Genomic DNA, 18889 nt, shown 5'->3' with positions numbered 1-18889 from the left:
ATTTTAATTTTAAGCTTTAACATATCATTAACAAGGAAAAATCATGTCAAAAATAAAGAGGGTTCTTATATCTGTATCTGACAAGACAGGTATTGTTGAATTTGCCAAAGAGTTAAGTAAATATAATGTCGAAATACTTTCAACAGGTGGAACATCAAAAACCCTTAAAGAAGCTGGGCTAAATGTAAAAGATGTATCTGATCACACCCAATTCCCAGAAATCATGAATGGTCGCGTAAAAACTCTTCACCCACTAATTCATGGTGGCATCTTAGCAGATAGAGATAACTCAGAGCATCTACAAGCTATGACAGATAATCATATCGGTGCAATAGACATGGTTGTAGTTAACTTATACCCTTTTGTTAATACTGTTAAATCAGGCGCTGACTTTGACACTTGTATCGAAAATATCGATATAGGTGGGCCGTCAATGGTACGTTCATGCGCAAAAAACCATAAGCACACAACTATCGTAACCAACCCTAACCAATATGAAATAGTTGCAAAGGAAATGGCAGATAATGGCGGTCAAACGACTCCAGCTACTCGTCGTAAATTTGCCAAAGAAGCATTTGCCCATACTGCTGAGTATGATAGCCATATTGCAAATTGGTTTAGCAAGGAACTTGATGAAGAGTACCCAGAAAAATTATTTTCAGTAGGAACTCTAAAGCAAGTACTAAGATATGGTGAAAATCCTCATCAAAAAGCAGCCTTATACTCTACTGATACTGACTGTATAAGCATTACAAATGCTAAGCAACTACAAGGTAAAGAACTATCATACAACAACCTAAATGATGCTGATGGTGCATTTGAAATGGTTTGTGAATACTCAGAACCCTCATGTGCGATTATCAAACATGCAAATCCTTGTGGTATCGCATCTGGTAAAAATGCTTATGAAGCTTGGACAAAAGCCCTAGCTTGTGATCCAATTTCCGCATTTGGTGGCATTGTTGCTTTTAACTGCGAGGTTGATAAAGAATTTGCAGAATCTCTAGGCAAGATGTTCTTAGAAGTAATAATTGCTCCAAGCTATACTCAAGAAGCACTTGATATCTTAGCTGCTAAAAAGAACCTTAGAGTACTAGAGACTGGCAAAGTTTTTGATACAAAATCATCGCGTATGATTAGCAAAAATATTCATGGTGGTATTTTATCTCAATCTTATGACAACGGTGGTGTTGAAATAAACGACTGTAAAGTTGTAACTGACAGAGCTCCAACTGACAGAGAATGGGCTGATATGATGTTTGCTTGGAAAGCTGTTAAATATGTCAAATCTAATGCTATTGTCTATGCTAGAAATACTCAAACAGTCGGTATTGGTGCTGGGCAAATGTCACGAGTTGATTCTGCTCGAATTGGAGCAGAAAAAGCACAAGCTCATGAGGGTGCTAAAGGTTCTGCTGTAGCTTCAGATGCCTTTTTCCCATTCGCTGATGGCTTAGAAGAGTGTATCAAAGCTGGTGCAACTGCTGTAATCCAACCAGGTGGCTCAAAGAATGACCAAGAAGTTATTGACGCTGCTAACAAAGCTGGTATAACTATGGTCTTCACAGGTATGAGACATTTTAGACATTAACCTTTTAAAAACATATATCTTATTTAAATCTATCGATTTACATCTTCTAACTATATAGTCACTATTTTTAAGATAATGCCGATGTCAACAGTGGTGATATCACTAATATTATTCCAACAAAAATAATAAAATAAATACTTTTTGTTCGATATTTCTCAAGACTAGGTATCTTAAAAACAATATACGCAGGCACTAAGCAGCCCAATATACCAAAGACAGGTCCAGATAAAGGTACTAATTTATACACAGGAGCATCAAAAACTATTGAAAGCCATGTCATTAAAAAAATTATTCCTATCACAAGCGTATTTAAACTAAAAACACCCTTCGAGTCCTCTTTAAGCCCTAATTTGATAGCACTATTTCGCAGCAAGCCTTTTAGGGATTCCTCCATACCTGCTAATACACTCAAAAAAGATGTCAAAATAGCACATAAGCTAATAACAATTCCGCATCCATATATTAGCATATTTGATATGTGCTGTTTCTCTAAAAGTATAAATGCTGATTGATTATTTTGTGTTGCTTCTAATGCATCGGCTCTAGGGATAACTAACGAAAATGATAGAACATAAAAACCAATAATAACAACTAAGATCACAAATGCTAAAGTCATAGTTTTTAGAGTTTTAGATAAAACAAATTCCTTATCCTTATTGTGATAATACTTACGGTAACCAATAACCATCGGACTTAGGGACTGTATAAACAATATTGATGTCAAAGAAAATGGCAACATAATGATACTCTTAGCAACAAACTCACTACTACTTGCAGGTATTTCCACAACATTCTTAAATGACCATAGCGGAATTAAAGATATAGATACTAATACAATCGCTATGATTAATATAAACACTAAAAAAGTTGATACTCTTACAAATAGCCTTTGGCTTTTCATACCAGTAAATATTAAAATAATCATCAATATAGCACTGTATAACGCATTTTGTTCTAAATGTGGATTTGAGCTGAGATGAAACATATATAGATATGCTGCTAATGATTTTGCAACAACCTCAGCATATATAATAGTCCATGTTAGCATCATCAATAAATATACCGCCCCTAAAAAAACAGCCCATTTATTGCCCAATAATTCGGCTACAGTCTCTTTATATGGCTTGGGTTGTTTTGCAGCAAATAAAGTTTCTATATATAACTTTTGAAACAGATAAATACCAGGATAAGCTATCAGTATTGACACTACAAAAACTGCAAAACCAACAACCCCTACACTCACAGGCACCAATACAATCCCTGCACCAACAGCCATGCCAATACTAACGACTAACCAACCAAAATCAAATCTATTGAAATCTGCCAATCCTTTCATCTTTTAAAAAGCTCTAATAAGAATAGACATATTTTAGCCTTTTTCTGTTAGATTAAAAATGAGGGAATAGAAGCTTTATGAAGATTATTTTGTTTTGAGAGCAATTATTGCTTAACCCACACTAGATTATTAGTATCAAAACCTAGTGATTTAGCTTTTTTGATAAAATCATCTTTGACACTTTGAGGTACAGTTTTGGTTCTAGATAGTAGCCATAAGTAATTTTCATTTACTCCTGCGACATACGCGTACTTATAATTATCATCAAGTTTAAATACTACATAAGCTCCATAAAATGGTCTAAAGAATGACACTTTAAGATAGCCTTGATCATCTCCATCTACAAATTTAGCAATACCTGTTGCATAGCTTCTCTTACCAGTTTCTGGAGTAATACCACTATTTACAACTTTTATCGAACCATCAGGATTTAGGCTATACTCAGCATACACTTCTGTCATGCCTTTCTCAAAACTATTATCAAATCTAGCTATCTCATACCATTTACCTAGATATTTTTGTGCTTGAAAATTCTCAACCGGCTTAATATTATCCGGTTTTGTTACACAGCCTGTTAATAACACTGCAAGCAAAACCAGAGTTATTGATAATATTTTTTTCATATTGTACGCTTTTAGTTTTTTATCCATTAATCAGTATAGTAAACTAACTATGATATCTAACTATAATTAAACTTTTTTAATATTATGCAACTAAGTTATTTTGATCTGCTCAAAAAAAATGATTTAACAGAATATAAGCTTTTTATGATTACAGGTGATGAGCCTTTACAGAAACATAATATTATAGAAAAAATAACAGATCAATTTAAAGCAAAAAGCTATGAGATTTCATACCATGATTTAAATGAGCAGAACTTAGATGTGTTGTATGGTGAAGTTGATAGCTTAAGCCTATTTTCTATGGATAAACTTATCCAGTTCAACTTCGATAAGCCTCCTCAGAAAAAACTACAGCAAGCATTAGCTGATAAATTAATAAGTGAAGATGATAATGTTTACTTGCTAGTTTTCAGTGGTATGAAAAAACAAAACACCTCAGCTAAATGGTTCCAAAGCTTGGAGCATCGAGCTATACATATAAGCATATTTAACCCCAATATAGATAACGCTATAAATATAATAGATTATGAAGCAAAACAATTAGGATTAAGTCTCACGCAACCTGCCGTTCAATTACTAGTTCAAAAAACAGAAGGTAACCTGATTGCTTCTAAACAAATTATCAAGCTACTATCACGCCAAAGTACTCAGACCTATGATGAAAACACAATTCGTCCATTTATACACGAACATGCGAACTTTGATGTATTTGATCTTTCTGAAGCCCTTCTCTCTCAACAAAAAACTAAAGCACTAAAAATTCTCAATAGTATTCTAACTGAAAATGACAAACCGCCTCTAGTGCTATGGGCTATCAAAAGAGAATTAAGAATAATCTCACAACTTAAAAATACACAACCAACATATCACCAAAAGATATTCAAAGACAATAATATCTGGCCTTCAAAACAGAAATTCTATATTAGCTTAGCAAATAAGACTAGTACTGAAAAAATATCTATAGGTTTTGAAAAATGTCTACAAACTGATTTGTATATTAAAGGTGCTAAAAAAGGCAATATTAAACTCAAACTTAATGAAATAATTTTTGAAGTTTTCTAGCTATGGTTTTGAGTTTTTTTGTTACGAGGCTATAAGTATTATTTACTTTTTTTAGACAATTGATATCATTAATCAGGATTAATCAATCAATGTTAAGGAATATAATAAAGATATGAAAGTAGTGACCGCTGAATATATATGGATTGATGGTTCAGATCCTGTACCTAGCCTTAGATCTAAGGGAAGAGTTTTACCATTTAAAGATTTTGAGACTGCTGATGACTTTCCTGAATGGAGCTTTGATGGTTCTTCTACGAATCAGGCTACAGGTGATAATTCAGACTGCATTCTAAAGCCTGTTAATTTTGTAATCGATCCTTTGAGAGAGTGTGGATATCTTGTTATGTGTGAAGTTTATAATCCAGATGGAGAAACTCCGCATGCCACAAATAATAGAGCTAAACTAAGAGCTCTATTAGCTAGTGCTGACTGCCAAGATATGTGGGCAGGATTTGAACAAGAGTATACAATGTTCAAAGATGGTAGACCACTTGGATGGCCTACTACAGGGTTCCCAGGTCCACAAGGTCCTTATTATTGTAGTGCTGGAAATAGCAAAGCCTACGGTCGTGATTTAGTAGAAGCTCATATGCAAGCTTGTTTAGATGCTGGAATACTGTTTTATGGTATAAATGCAGAAGTTATGCCTGGACAATGGGAATTCCAAATCGGCTACAGAGGAGTTGAAGGTGAAGATGCTGGGATACTAAACATATCTGATCATACACACTTAGCAAGATGGCTTCTAGAAAGACTAGGTGAAGAGTACGGTATAGACATATCGTTTGATAACAAACCTATCAAAGGTGATTGGAATGGTGCTGGCCTTCATACTAACTTCTCTACAAGCAAAACAAGAAATCCTGAAACAGGAAGAGAAGCTATAAAGAAAATATGTGATTCATTAGAAAAAAATCATAAAAAAGATATCTTAAACTATGGTTATAATCTTCATGAAAGATTAACAGGAAAACTAGAGACTTCTGACATGAACACTTTCAGTGTAGGAGATGCAGATAGAGGATGTTCTATTAGAATCCCTAGACCTGTTGCACTTAAAGGTTATGGTTACCTTGAAGATAGAAGACCTGGCGCAAATGCAGATCCTTATGTAATCGCTATGGCTCTAGCAAATGCCGCTATCAACTAATATTATCTATATATCAAATCTTTCTTTTTTTCGGTAAAATACCATCTACGTAACTCAAGATTAAATCATCTAAATGAAAAACAAACTAATTAGAACTAGGTCTTCTGGAGATGAGTATTATAAAAACATTTTCAATGCCATCTGCAACAATGATGGTTTTTTGACCAAATTTGATATAGCAACTATCCTAGATGATGCGGGTATAGCTAATGATGATCCGCGCACCAAGAAATTAAGAGCAGAACTAGATAGACTAACAGTCATAGACAAAATTGACTTTAAAAAATTCAAAGAAATAACTTCTGATAGTAGCGGTATAATTGAGAAATCTGTCAGCAAAGGATTTACAATTCCAAATTTCAAAGATTTCCGTAAAGAGATTGAACAAATATTTGAAGAAACTAAAAAAAATAATTCTGGTAAAAATGCTGCATATATTCCTCAATTAGCAAGAGTTGATTCCGAACTTTTTGCTGTTGCCTTTTGTAGTGTAGATGGTCAGATGATTACACTTGGCGACTTTGAACATCCATATTGTGTTCAATCAACAGCTAAACCTATCACATATTGTATCGCAACAGAAGAAAACGGAGAAGATAAGGTTCATAAGCATGTTGGAAGAGAGCCTAGTGGTATTACATTCAATGCAATAGCACTAAACAAATATGACCGCCCTCACAACCCGATGATAAACTCTGGTGCGATAATGATGTGCTCATTGATTAAACCAGAGTGGAACCTTGCTGATAGATTTGAATATATAACTAATGTTTGGGAGAATCTAGCTGGTGGTGAAACTATAGGTTTTGATAACGCTGTGTATCATTCTGAAAAAGAAACAGCTAACAGAAACTATGCTCTCGCATACTTTATGAAAGAAGTTGGAGCATTCCCACAAAATACAAATATTGACACTTCTTTAGACTTTTATTTCCAAACATGTTCTATACAAGTAAATGCTAAAAAAATGTCCAAGATTATGAGCTCTATTGCTAATGGAGGTATATGTCCTTTCACACACAAAAAAATATTCTCTCCAACAACAATTCGTAACTGCTTATCAATGATGTATTCTTGTGGAATGTATGATTTTTCTGGAGAATATGCATTCTCAGTTGGGTTACCGGCTAAATCAGGTGTATCAGGAGCACTAGCTATAGCTATACCTAATGTTGGCGGATTCGCAATTTTTTCTCCACGTTTAGACAATAATCACAACTCTGTTAGAGGGGTTGAATTTAGTAAAAGATTGGTAGAAAAATTTAGTTTTCATAACTATGATCATATTGCTCATTGCGATAAAATCAATCCTGTTGAAGGTAGAGGAACTATAGATTCAAACCTAACTCTTGAACTAATTTGGGCAGCGAGTAATGGCGACTTATCAGAAATCAAAAGAGCTGTAGCGTTGGGAGTAGATATTAGCAAAGGAGACTACGACAAAAGAACTGCTCTACACCTAGCTTCAGCTGAGGGTCATGAAGAAGTAGTCAAATATCTTATACGCAAAGGTGCAAATCCTGATGCAAAAGATAGATGGGGTAGAACTCCTCTTGAAGATGCTAAAGCCAACAACCATTTTCATATAGTTAGATTATTAGAAAAAGTCTCTTCGTAAAGAGATACTTAATTTTTCATATAATATTTACTTATATCACTTATAATATTATTTGATAGTTGCTAGTTGCTTTTAAGTTTTGTCTAATATATCTTTACTTACGGAATAGTTAATTTAAAACCGCTAAATAAGGATTCAGTTCATGAGTAGATTCATTAATAAAATACTATCAGTAATAGAAATGTTTATATTTGGGATTCGTTGGCTTCAAGCCCCAATCTATTTGCTTTTATCACTAGTTTTATTTGGGTTTATCTATGAGATATATCATGAACTTCACCATTTATTCACTGCTTATAGCAGCATTGATGAAGATCAACTTATTATATTAGCTCTGACACTATGTGATGTTGTACTAGTAGCAAACCTTGTAGTCATTGTAGTCATAAGTGGTTATGAGAACTTCGTAAGTAAAATGAACCTTGATAAAAAAGGTGGGGGTCAACCTGTTTGGATTAAAAAGTTATCTCCAAATGCAGTTAAATTAAAGATTGCTGGTTCTATCATAGGTATATCTTCTATTTCTCTTTTGAAGAAGTTTCTAGAAGTATCTCATTCATCTGATAGAGACTTAGCATGGTCAGCAGCTATCCACTTAGTATTTGTGGTATCAGCATTACTAATCGCATTTACTTCATATATAGAAGGTAAATCTCATAAAGCTAGCTACGATGATGATCACTAGTAACTTTACTATCCTAAATATTATTTTCTACGCCCTAGATCTTCATCCTCAGGCTTGCCTTGGATAATTCTAGTACGCTCATCACAAGAAACTAACATATCTTTATCAAATTTAAAGAAAGCATGAACTTCAGCTATTAATTTACGATTATCCAGCTTCATATTGGCATATACCCTATGTAAAGAGGCTACCATATCACCCTCCTCTACTAGATGAATAAACTCAAATCTAACACTCTCAACAACCTCACGTTGTTTTTTGATGTGCTCAATAAAGCCATCGTAATCAATCTTATGACCATCAACAACTTGTTTATAGTCTAAGCGTACAAATTTTTGAATAAACTTTTCGGGATCAATATTTGGATTATAGATATTTTCAAATAAAGATTTTAATAAGCTTTTTTTCGACACTTCTTACTCAGGCTTCATGTGTGGAAACAATATTACATCTCTGATAGACTGCGAATTTGTCAGATACATTACTAATCTATCAATACCGATACCTTGACCTGCTGTAGGAGGCATACCATACTCTAATGCTCGGATATAGTCTTTGTCATAAGGCATAGCTTCATCATCACCAGATGCTGCTGCTTCAACCTGCTTTCTGAAACGTTCTGCCTGATCTTCAGCATCATTTAGCTCAGAGAAACCATTAGCAATCTCACGTGCACCAACAAAGAATTCAAATCTATCAGTAAACTCAGGATTACCATCTTGTCTACGCGCTAAAGGTGAAACTACAGCTGGATAATCTGTGATAAATGTTGGTTGAATTAGTTGATGCTCAACAGTTTCTTCAAATATTTCATTTATTAGGTGACCAAGCTCGTGATAAGCTTCTACTTTTATCTTCAGCTTCTCAGCAAGTGCTTTTGCAGATTCAAATGTTGCTAAATCTTCTTTGGTAATATCATCATTATATTTGACGATTGAATCAACCATTGAAATACGCTCATACTTACCACCAAAGTTAATCTTATATTCACCATACTCAAGTATTTCACTACCTATAACCTCTTGTACAAGCTTAGATAGCATATCCTCTGTTAGATCCATAAGATCATTATAGTCAGCATACGCCATATAGAACTCTAGCATTGTAAATTCTGGATTATGACGTGAAGATACACCCTCATTTCTGAAGTTACGGTTTATCTCATATACTCTCTCAAAGCCACCAACAACTAGTCTTTTTAGATAAAGTTCTGGAGCTATACGCAAGTATAATGGCATATCCAAAGCGTTATGATGTGTTTTAAATGGCTTAGCCGCTGCCCCACCTTGTAAAACATGCATCATAGGAGTCTCTACTTCCATAAAATCCAATTTATCAAAATAGTTACGGATAAAGCTCACAACTTTTGAACGAACTTTAAAAACTTCACGAGCTTTTTCATTTGTAATTAGATCAACATATCTTTGACGATATCTCATCTCTTGATCTGCTAAACCGTGGAACTTATCTGGTAAAGGTCTGATAGCTTTTGTCAAAATTTCAAAGTGACTAGACTCTACAGAAAGCTCACCTGTATTAGTCTTAAACATAGTCCCAGTAATACCAACTATATCACCTAAATCACATAGATTTTTAAAAGTTTCATATTGCCCTTCTGGTAAATCACTCTTTTTTAGATAAACCTGTATTCTACCTGAATAATCCTGTAACGTAATAAAAGAAGCCTTACCCATCACTCGACGAAGAACCACCCTACCTGTGATATTGTATTGCTTTTTATCCTCAAGCTCCTCAAGTTCTTGTTTTGAATATTGTGCATATTGGTTTTGTAAAGCATGAGCAACAACATTTCTTCTAAAGCTATTTGGATGGCTAATACCATTATTTTGTTCAGCTAGTGCCTGTAGTTTTTCTTTTCTTAATGTTATTTGTGAGTTTTCTTGCATATCCGTTATATGCTTTTTAACAAGAGTTTTTATTTGCTCTACAACATCATCATTTATTTCACTCACTTGATCAAGAGACTCGCTAATCTGTTCTCTAATCTTACCTCTAACAGCATCTTTTACTGTTATCTCATTTGCATCTAAATATTCTTTAATCGAATTTTTTATTAAATCTTTTAATTTACTACTCATCTTTTCACCCTATATTTTTTACACTTTTATGGTTAGCTTTTGCTAATGATAATGCAAATAAGCAGTAGCAAGTGCTAGGTAGTTGTGCATACTTTTCTGCCATAAAAAAACATATCGCTAAAACTTACGCAGTTAAGTAGCGAATTTTATTTACAATAACTAAATATTATAACCCACTTTTTAAGCTAGCCTCAATAAACTTATCTAAATCACCATCTAAAACTGCTTGAGTATTTGTATTCTCAACACCCGTTCTTAAATCTTTGATTCGAGACTGATCTAACACATAAGAGCGAATCTGACTACCCCAGCCAATATCTGCTTTTGAGTCTTCAAGAGCACTCTTTTCAGCATTACGTTTTTGTAGCTCCATCTCATACAGTTTTGACTTAAGCTGTTTCATTGCACTATCACGGTTTTTATGCTGTGATCTATCGCTTTGACTTTGTACAACTATATTTGTAGGAATGTGAGTTATTCTGACTGCAGAATCAGTTTTATTGACATGCTGTCCACCAGCTCCTGATGCTCTATATGTGTCAACACGCAGATCTGCTGGGTTGATTTCTATATCAATATCATCATCAACTTCAGGCGATATAAACACTGATGCAAAAGATGTATGACGTTTGCTATTTGAGTCAAATGGTGATTTTCTTACTAGTCGATGAATCCCTGTCTCAGTTCTCAGCCAGCCATAAGCATATTCGCCTTCTATTTTTAGAGTACAGCCCTTAATACCTGCAACATCACCATCTGATACATCATCAACGGTTACCTTGAAGCCGTGACCATCTGCCCAACGCATATACATACGCATTAGCATCTCTGCCCAATCCTGTGCTTCTGTACCACCTGAACCTGATTGAATATCCAAAAAGGCATTATTAGGATCCATCTGACCAGAAAACATTCTACGAAACTCTAGTTTCTCTATTTCAGCTGTGACCTCTTGAGTATCCTTTGCAATTTCTTGCATCAAAGATTCATCTTCTTCAGCAAGCTCAAGTAGCTCTGTTAAGGTTTCTAGGGTTTCTGAAATATACTCACAATTATGTACAACATTCTCAAGCTCTACTTTTTGTCTGCCCAAGTTTTGTGCATACTCTGGATTATCCCAAATAGAGCCATCTTCTAGCTCCATTAAGACTTCTGTTAGCTTTTCTTTTTTGACATCATAGTCAAAGATAGTCCCGTAAAGATTCAATACGGGCCGTTAGATCTTTTAATACAATCTTGTAATTTATAGATTCCATTTTATTGATTTTTATTGATTAGAATTTGTGTATAGATTTTATATTTTTGTGCTGAATTTTACAAACAAAGAGTATTGAAAGTTATTTAAATACTCTCTTATTCTTTTGGCTTAAGTTTGTTATCATTTATTATAAGATTTCTAATAAAAAATTTACAGATGTCATATCAAGCATTAGCTCGTAAATATAGACCACAATCATTCTCAGAAGTTGCAGGACAACAGCATGCGCTTAATAGTCTAGTACATGCTCTAGAAACACAAAAAGTCCATCATGCCTACTTATTTACAGGCACTCGTGGTGTAGGTAAAACAACACTTGGTAGATTACTAGCAAAATGTCTAAACTGTAAAACTGGTGTTACAGCAGAGCCATGTAATAAGTGTGAAAACTGCCTGGCGATTAATAATAATAGTTTTATAGATTTGATTGAGATTGATGCTGCATCACGTACAGGAGTCGAAGAGACAAAAGAGATTTTAGATAATATCCAATATATGCCGTCTCAAGGTCGCTACAAAGTCTATCTAATAGATGAAGTTCACATGTTATCCAAACAGAGCTTTAACGCTCTACTAAAAACATTAGAAGAGCCACCTGAATATGTCAAATTCATATTGGCAACCACAGATTATCATAAAATACCCGTCACAATACTTTCACGTTGTATTCAACTACACCTAAAGCATATCTCACAATCCGATATCAAGGATCAACTAAAAGTAGTTCTTAATAAAGAAAATATAAGCTCAGATGAACAATCACTAGACTATATTGCTTATCATGCAAAAGGTAGTCTAAGAGATGCTCTAAGTTTACTTGATCAAGCTATAAGCTTTTGTAGTGGTGAGCTTAAGCAAGCACAAATTAAACAAATGCTTGGAATTATAGATAGTGAAGAGGTCTATAACATTATCGAAGCTATTATCGAAAATAACCCAAGCGCGGTATTACCTGCTGTAAAAAATTTAACTCTTACAGAAAGCAATGCTGATGCAGTGCTAGATAGAATCGCTGAGATATGGTTTGCTTGTTGTATTTATAGTTTTACACAGTCTCTAGATGCGATTATTGATATTGATATAGATATTATCAATAAGGTTCTTGATAAAATTTCTATTGAACAAGCACACTTTTTATATCAACTTACAATTACTGCTAAAAAAGATATATCCCTAGCTCCTAGCTTTGAAACTGGTGTAACAATGGCTGTACTTAGACTGATAGCCTTCCAAAAAAAAAACTTAACTAGTAATCATTCATTAAACACTACCCCGAAGATCTCTTCAGAGACAAAAAATGACATTAAAGCCCTAAAGAATGCTTTACAGCCACAGCCACAGCCACAGCCACAGCCACAGCCACAGCCACAGCCACAGCCACAAAGGCAGTTTAGCGAATCTAACAGACAAAACAATACTTCAGAAGAATCTTTGGATAAAAAATGGTTCAATCTGCTAAATGCAATTAAACTAAAGGGTTTTACAAAGACCTTAGCATTTAACAGCCACCTAATAAATGAAACTAATGACACATTTGAAATTCAACTTAATGAAGATGCTAAGAAAATTCTTGAGCTTGAACCTCAAAGTATAGCAAAGCTGCAATCAGCTATTAGTCAGCATTTAGATAGCCCAGGCTTTAGACTAGATATTAAAAATCTACCAACTTCCAATAGCTCTAATCACAAATCTCCCGCTGAAATTAAGCGTGAAAATGCAGTTAAGAAAATTCATAATGATCAAAATGTGAAGCTAATAAAAGAATCTTTAGCTATACAAATCAACGATGAAGATATAGTTCTAACAGACTAAATATACTCCCATGCATCTTTATCTGCAAAAACAGCATGTAAAAGTTTATTATTAAGAGTATGACCAGATTTAAAGCAATTGAAATGTCCCAATATATAACCACCAACATAAAAGTCACCAATTGCGTCTAATAGTTTATGTCTTACAAATTCATCTTCGTAACGTAAGCCACCTTCGTTAAGAACACCATCATTAGTAATACCTACAGCATTATCTAAAGAAGCTCCCTTTGCCAAATTATTTTGATGCAAATATGCAAGCTGTTCATAAAAACCAAATGTTCTCGCTTTTGAAACCATTTTGATATATTCATCAAGGCTATACTCAAATACGATATGATCGTTTGTTGCAGCGATTACTGGATGATCCCACTCAATCTTAAATTCATACTTAAGAGTATCACTAGGTAAAACTTCTGCGAATTTACCTTCATGTTCAACTTTTACAGACTTTAGAATTTTGATCCCTTTACGGTCAGCTTCTTGCTCAACTACACCAACATCTTTTAATAATTGTGTGAACTCATAAGAGCTACCATCCATTACAGGTAACTCTGGAGCATTAACTTCGATTAGAACATTATCAACTTCAAACATTGCAAATGCAGACATTAGATGCTCAATAGTTGATACTGACAAACTTTGATCACCATCTTTTGTTAATAATGTACACATTATAGCTTCTTTGATATTAGATGGTGTAACTTTGATATCTACTATAGGACTAAGGTCAGCTCGACGAAATACTATACCAATATTAGTACTAGCTGGCTTAACAGTCATAGAAACATCTACACCAGAATGTAGGCCAATACCCGTAACCGAAAATTCTTTTGAAATAGTTTTTTGCTTCATTCTTAACCTCTCTAAATATATACAATCAAGTTATCATAGAAAGCACAGTCGGAAATACTCAATATATTTCGACATGACAGTCCACAAACAAAACGTATATGCAAAACATCAATATCTAAATTATATATGTCAAAGAACTATATTGATATAGAATCAATAAGATTTTAGAGCTATAGCAATATATTTAAATTATTTTGACAATAAGAAAAATCTATAAGAAATTATCTTCTTCTAAGGAAACTTGGAATATCTGATTTATTAACATCTTCAGATTCTGTTTTCGGAGCACTAGCAGAGCTAGAAACATCCTCACTTCTTGAAAAAGATGGTGAAGGCTTGCTTGAGTAACCTTGTGACGGATTAGATGTTGTCTTCTCTACACCAAATCCTCTTTTCATAGCTACTTTTTCTATACCAGTAACTACAACAGTTACTTTCATAGAGTCAGTCATATCAGGATCAATAACTGTACCTGCAATTACGATAGCTTCATCAGAAATAAATGATCTAATCACTTCACCAACTTCTTCAAACTCACCAATAGACATATCCATACCAGCTGTAATATTTACGATTACACCTTTAGCACCATCAAGATTTATATCTTCAAGTAATGGACTAGAAATCGCAGCTTCAGCAGCTTCTCTTGCTCTATTTTCACCAGTAGCTTCACCCATACCCATCATAGCTAGACCCATATCAGTCATTACAGCTCTAACGTCAGCGAAGTCAACGTTGATAAGACCTGGCTTAGTGATAAGCTCAGAAACACCTTTAACAGCATTACCTAATACATCATTAGCAGCATTGAAAGCATCTATTAGCGATGCTCCTTTGCCAAGTACACTTAGTAACTTCTCATTTGGTACAGTAATTATAGAGTCAACATGTTGAGTTAGCTCATCAATACCATACTCAGCAGCTTTCATTCTTCTTGGTCCTTCAAATGGGAAAGGCTTAGTGACCACAGCTACAGTTAGTATACCCATTTCTTTTGCTACTTCAGCAACTACAGGCGCACCACCAGTACCTGTTCCACCACCCATACCAGCTGTGATGAAAACCATATCTGCACCTTCAAGAAGTTGCTCGATCTTTGCTCTATCTTCAGTTGCTGCTCTTTTACCGATCTCAGGATTTGCACCAGCACCTAGACCTTTTGTAAGATTAGTACCTATTTGCAATATATTTTGTACTTTTGACTTAGATAATGCTTGACCATCAGTGTTCAGTGCAAAAAACTCAACATCTGTAACATCTTCACACATATGTTGTACAGCATTACCGCCACCACCACCAACACCAACAACTTTAATTATGGCATTTGAAACCATTGAATCATTAAAATCAAACATATAATTACTCCTTTACTTTTAGATTCACTTACTACTTAACTTAAAAATTATTTGAAAACCAACCTTTAACAGATGATATTATCTTTTTCTTAGACTTAGTTGTACTTTCATCTATCTCCATAACATCATCATCAATTTTTTGATCATTAGTTGCATCACTATTTTCTGCAGCATACTTCAACAATCCCACAACTGTTGAATATGATGGATTGTGTACAACCTCACTTGCACCAGAAACCTCGATAGGGCCACCTACTCTTACAGGAAGTTTAAACATATCTTCGGCAAGCCTTGCTAATCCTTTTAACTTAGCACCACCACCAGTGAAAACAATACCAGAAGAAATTACTTCCAACAAACGGTTTTGATCTAATTCGCGATATAAAGATTCAAATATCTCTTCAACTCTAGCCTCTATAACCAAAGACAAGTCCTGCAATGATATTCTTTTTTTAGCATTACCTAATGAATTTGGTATATCTATTTTCTCATCTGGATTTTTAAGATACTTACTCGCTGAATAGCCAAATTGTAGTTTCAAACTTTCAGCTGCTTCAATAGGAAGCCTAAATACTTTAGATATATCTGAAGAAATACTCGCTCCACCAGTCTTAATACTCGAAGTATAACAAATACCTCCATCTGCGAACACAGAAAAACTCGTTGAATCAGCGCCAATATTTACAAGACAAACGCCCATTTCTCTTTCATTATCAGTCAGAGTCGCACTACTCGCAGCCAAATGTTCTACAACCAAGTTTTCTATGGCATAGCCACAACTTGAAACACATTTGCGGACGTTTTGCAACATTCTAGAAGATGCCACGATAATGTGGACATTAGACTCAAGCCTAACCGCAAACATACCGATTGGCTCAGTAACTCCAGACTGACCATCTACTATGTAATCTCTTTGAAGAACATGAAGCATTTCAGTATCAGCAGACATTGGTACAGCTTTTGCTGTCTTAATAGCCATCGCCAAATCTTCTAAACTTACTTCTCCATTCTCGACAGCTGCTAAACCATAAGAGTTAAAACCACTGATACTAGGAGCACTTACTCCAAGAGTAACTTCTTTAATATCTACTCCTGCGATGCTCTTTGCTTCATCTAAAGCTGCATTTAGTGTTTCCATAGCCATCTCAAGGTTAATTACAGAACCTTGTTTTATACCTTTTGATTGTTTTTGGCTAACTCCTAATATTTTTATACTGTTATTTTCAGCAAGTTGTCCAATTGCAACGGTGATTTTATGAGAGCCCAAATCTACCGCACAAAAATTACTATTCCCAAAACCCATTATATAAAGCCCCAATCTAAGACAGATATTTTTACTTTCATACACTTATATTACATTATAAGCTTATTATCATAGAAAACCAATAAAATAAATCTTTTTCTAGTTATACTTTACTGCAAAACCGTCACTATATCTCATATCAAAATATTTCGCGGATTTATAGTTTTTGACATCCTTATATGACTTAAAAAATAGCTCTAATCTTTTTTTTAGTTTTACCGAACCTAAGACCACTTCAATATCATCAGAAAGTAAAACACTAAATTGATTGCCTCTGTATGATATTTTGACTATTTGCATTTTGTTATTTTTAGCAAGCTTATTTAACTCTAGCAAAGTTTCATAAATATAGTCTTTACTTGTGTCATCATTACTATCTATATATGGTAAATTTTTATCGTAATCAAAAACAACAGGAGTAATAATATCCATATTATCAAGCAAAATTTGGTTATTATTCCAATACGCCACAGGCTTATGATCATAAATATAAACAACCAAAGTTGATGGCCATACCTTCTTTACTAAAGTATAATCAACCCCCTGCATATTATAGAAATACTTCTCAACAGTATCGATATCTAGATCAAACCATTGTTTGTTGTTTAAGCTTATTATTTTGTCGATCAAATCTTGTTTTGAAATATAGACTAGACCATCATTAGAAACCACATCTACTCTTGAAATTTTCTTATCGGTTTTGCTAACAATAAAAACTGTAGCGCCTAAGACTATTACAAAAATAAAACCTAGTATAAAAAATTTCTTAAAAATCTTTAGCATTGTGCCTGTTCTAGTATTGATTTAACAAAGCTGTCAAAGTCAATACCCTCAGCCGCCGCAGACTTAGGAGATAGACTATTCTCTGTCATTCCTGGAGATGAATTAATCTCCATAATGTAGAAATCTCCCTTATCATCATATATAAAATCTACTCGAGCATGACCTTTGCAGCCTAATAGATCATACGCTTTCTTAGCTAACTGTCGAACCTCTAGCTCTTTTTGCTCACATAATCCACTTGGTGCGTGATATATAGACTTGCCACTATATTTTGACTCATAGTCATAAAACTCATTTAATGGCTCTATCCAAACAGATGAATAAACATCATTATTAACAATAGCCACTGTTATCTCTTTCCCAGTAACCCACTGTTCAATCATCACTTCACCATGCTTTGATGCTTGTTGATAAGCATTTTCAAGCTCTTCAAAACTTTTTACTTTAAAAGTAGCTATACTAGATCCACCACTACTTGGTTTAACAGCAACTGGGAAACTGATCTCGTCAGCCTCAACCAATCTATCTGTAAGAAATTTTGCCATTGGTGTGGGCATACGATGATGCATTAGGATTTCCTTGGAAATCATCTTATCCATTGTTACAACACATGATTTCATAGTTGAACCTGTATGCTTAATCCCCAGCAATTCAAGCAGCGCTGCAACTCTACCATTCTCTCCATCTTCACCATGTAGCGCAATAAAACATTTGTCAGGATTTAACTCGAAAAGTTTAACAACCAAATCTTTTGAGCTTGCATCTAAACCAACAGCATCATAACCTTGGTTTAGTAAAGAATCTAAAACTGCTTTACCAGATTTTAGAGACACCTCACGCTCTGGAGAGTCCCCACCATATAAAACGACAATTTTTTCTTTTTGCATAAATACCTAACTTCTTCTTAATTTAAAAAAATCTCTCAAGAGCTTACTACACTCCTCAGTCATCACGCCAGATGTTACTTTAAGATTATGATTAATATTCTTACTTTGATGCAACTTCTCCCGAGAGAAAATTCCAACACGAGTATCATCACAAGCATAAATCAACTCAGACACTCTAGCCTGAATTAAACCACCCAAACACATTATACATGGCTCCAAAGTAACATACAATTTTGTATTAACTAATCTATAGTTTTCAAGCTCCTTGGCCGCTTGTCGTAAAACTAAAATTTCCGCATGAGCTGTTGGGTCGTTAAGCATTATAGTTTTATTAAAATCTTGGGCTACTATTTGATTATCTTTGACGAGAACAGCGCCTATCGGAACTTCTCCAGCCTTATAAGCCAAGAACGCTTGCTCATAAGCTTTCTGCATAAAAAAAATATCATGTTGTGGATAATTAGACATAAGTT

The 18889-nt window shown here is 34.3% G+C and carries 17 protein-coding genes; 6 read left to right on the top strand and 11 right to left on the bottom strand.

All coding sequences use genetic code 11. From position 1 onward, the window contains the following. Positions 1-43: 43 nt before the first annotated feature. A complete protein-coding gene (purH, locus tag IMS64_RS00560) occupies positions 44-1591 on the top strand; it encodes a bifunctional phosphoribosylaminoimidazolecarboxamide formyltransferase/IMP cyclohydrolase (protein WP_088820715.1) in 1548 nt (515 codons plus the stop codon). Between the two features lie 67 nt (positions 1592-1658). Here purH and IMS64_RS00555 read toward each other — a convergent pair whose 3' ends face one another. Further along, the gene (locus IMS64_RS00555; protein ID WP_211490606.1) at positions 1659-2927 is read right to left on the bottom strand and encodes an aromatic amino acid transport family protein; all 1269 of its coding nucleotides are present in this window, start codon (positions 2925-2927) and stop codon (positions 1659-1661) included. A gap of 104 nt (positions 2928-3031) precedes the next feature. Beyond that, on the bottom strand, positions 3032-3550 hold the full coding sequence (locus IMS64_RS00550; protein ID WP_211490605.1) for a lipocalin family protein: 519 nt from the start codon (positions 3548-3550) through the stop codon (positions 3032-3034). Between the two features lie 84 nt (positions 3551-3634). Between IMS64_RS00550 and holA the strand changes: the two genes are divergently transcribed. From holA to IMS64_RS00530, 4 genes are all read left to right on the top strand, one after another. Then, positions 3635-4612 carry a DNA polymerase III subunit delta gene (gene holA, locus IMS64_RS00545; RefSeq protein ID WP_012280091.1) on the top strand — a complete coding sequence of 326 codons (978 nt, stop codon included), beginning with the start codon at positions 3635-3637 and terminating at the stop codon, positions 4610-4612. A 112-nt stretch (positions 4613-4724) separates the two neighbouring features. Continuing rightward, on the top strand, positions 4725-5762 hold the full coding sequence (locus IMS64_RS00540) for a glutamine synthetase beta-grasp domain-containing protein (protein ID WP_042524355.1): 1038 nt from the start codon (positions 4725-4727) through the stop codon (positions 5760-5762). A gap of 73 nt (positions 5763-5835) precedes the next feature. After that, entirely contained in the window at positions 5836-7380 is a 1545-nt protein-coding gene (glsA, locus tag IMS64_RS00535; protein ID WP_211490604.1) for a glutaminase A, read from the top strand. A gap of 142 nt (positions 7381-7522) precedes the next feature. Continuing rightward, entirely contained in the window at positions 7523-8065 is a 543-nt protein-coding gene (locus IMS64_RS00530; protein WP_004286684.1) for a TIGR00645 family protein, read from the top strand. A gap of 20 nt (positions 8066-8085) precedes the next feature. On the opposite strand, the gene IMS64_RS00525 is transcribed toward IMS64_RS00530, so the two are convergent. The 3 genes from IMS64_RS00525 to prfB form a co-directional block, all read right to left on the bottom strand. Then, on the bottom strand, positions 8086-8478 hold the full coding sequence (locus IMS64_RS00525; protein ID WP_211490603.1) for a nuclear transport factor 2 family protein: 393 nt from the start codon (positions 8476-8478) through the stop codon (positions 8086-8088). 3 nt (positions 8479-8481) lie between these two features. Further along, complete coding sequence (lysS, locus tag IMS64_RS00520; protein WP_211490602.1) at positions 8482-10164, bottom strand: lysine--tRNA ligase; 1683 nt, start codon at positions 10162-10164, stop codon at positions 8482-8484. Positions 10165-10330: 166 nt separating this feature from the next. Beyond that, positions 10331-11420 (bottom strand): peptide chain release factor 2 gene (prfB, locus tag IMS64_RS00515; protein WP_211490601.1). Its coding sequence is split into 2 segments (ribosomal slippage): positions 10331-11347 and positions 11349-11420, totalling 1089 coding nucleotides; the frame shifts between segments, so codons are not numbered across the junction. A gap of 158 nt (positions 11421-11578) precedes the next feature. Between prfB and dnaX the strand changes: the two genes are divergently transcribed. Continuing rightward, positions 11579-13234 (top strand): DNA polymerase III subunit gamma/tau, encoded by a 1656-nt coding sequence (dnaX, locus tag IMS64_RS00510; RefSeq protein ID WP_211490600.1) that lies wholly within the window; start codon positions 11579-11581, stop codon positions 13232-13234. On the opposite strand, the gene lpxC is transcribed toward dnaX, so the two are convergent. The 6 genes from lpxC to tadA all read right to left on the bottom strand — a co-directional run bounded on the left by lpxC (position 13231) and on the right by tadA (position 18884). Beyond that, positions 13231-14088: a UDP-3-O-acyl-N-acetylglucosamine deacetylase gene (lpxC, locus tag IMS64_RS00505; protein WP_211490599.1), complete on the bottom strand. Its 858-nt coding sequence runs from the start codon at positions 14086-14088 to the stop codon at positions 13231-13233. The genes dnaX and lpxC overlap by 4 nt on opposite strands. 221 nt (positions 14089-14309) lie before the next feature. After that, positions 14310-15443 carry a cell division protein FtsZ gene (gene ftsZ, locus IMS64_RS00500; RefSeq protein ID WP_012280100.1) on the bottom strand — a complete coding sequence of 378 codons (1134 nt, stop codon included), beginning with the start codon at positions 15441-15443 and terminating at the stop codon, positions 14310-14312. A gap of 40 nt (positions 15444-15483) precedes the next feature. Beyond that, entirely contained in the window at positions 15484-16746 is a 1263-nt protein-coding gene (gene ftsA, locus IMS64_RS00495) for a cell division protein FtsA (protein WP_035737490.1), read from the bottom strand. A 99-nt stretch (positions 16747-16845) separates the two neighbouring features. Continuing rightward, entirely contained in the window at positions 16846-17529 is a 684-nt protein-coding gene (locus IMS64_RS00490; RefSeq protein WP_035737488.1) for a cell division protein FtsQ/DivIB, read from the bottom strand. Next, on the bottom strand, positions 17523-18416 hold the full coding sequence (locus IMS64_RS00485; RefSeq protein ID WP_211490598.1) for a D-alanine--D-alanine ligase: 894 nt from the start codon (positions 18414-18416) through the stop codon (positions 17523-17525). The genes IMS64_RS00490 and IMS64_RS00485 overlap by 7 nt, the downstream gene beginning before the upstream one ends. Before the next feature lie 6 nt (positions 18417-18422). Beyond that, positions 18423-18884, bottom strand: coding sequence for a tRNA adenosine(34) deaminase TadA (gene tadA, locus IMS64_RS00480; protein WP_211490597.1), 462 nt, complete (start codon positions 18882-18884; stop codon positions 18423-18425). Positions 18885-18889: the final 5 nt, after the last annotated feature.

The organism is Francisella philomiragia (genome assembly GCF_018135955.1).
GTDB classification, from domain to species: Bacteria; Pseudomonadota; Gammaproteobacteria; order Francisellales; family Francisellaceae; genus Francisella; species Francisella philomiragia.
This window is presented reverse-complemented; position numbering and strand designations above follow the sequence as displayed.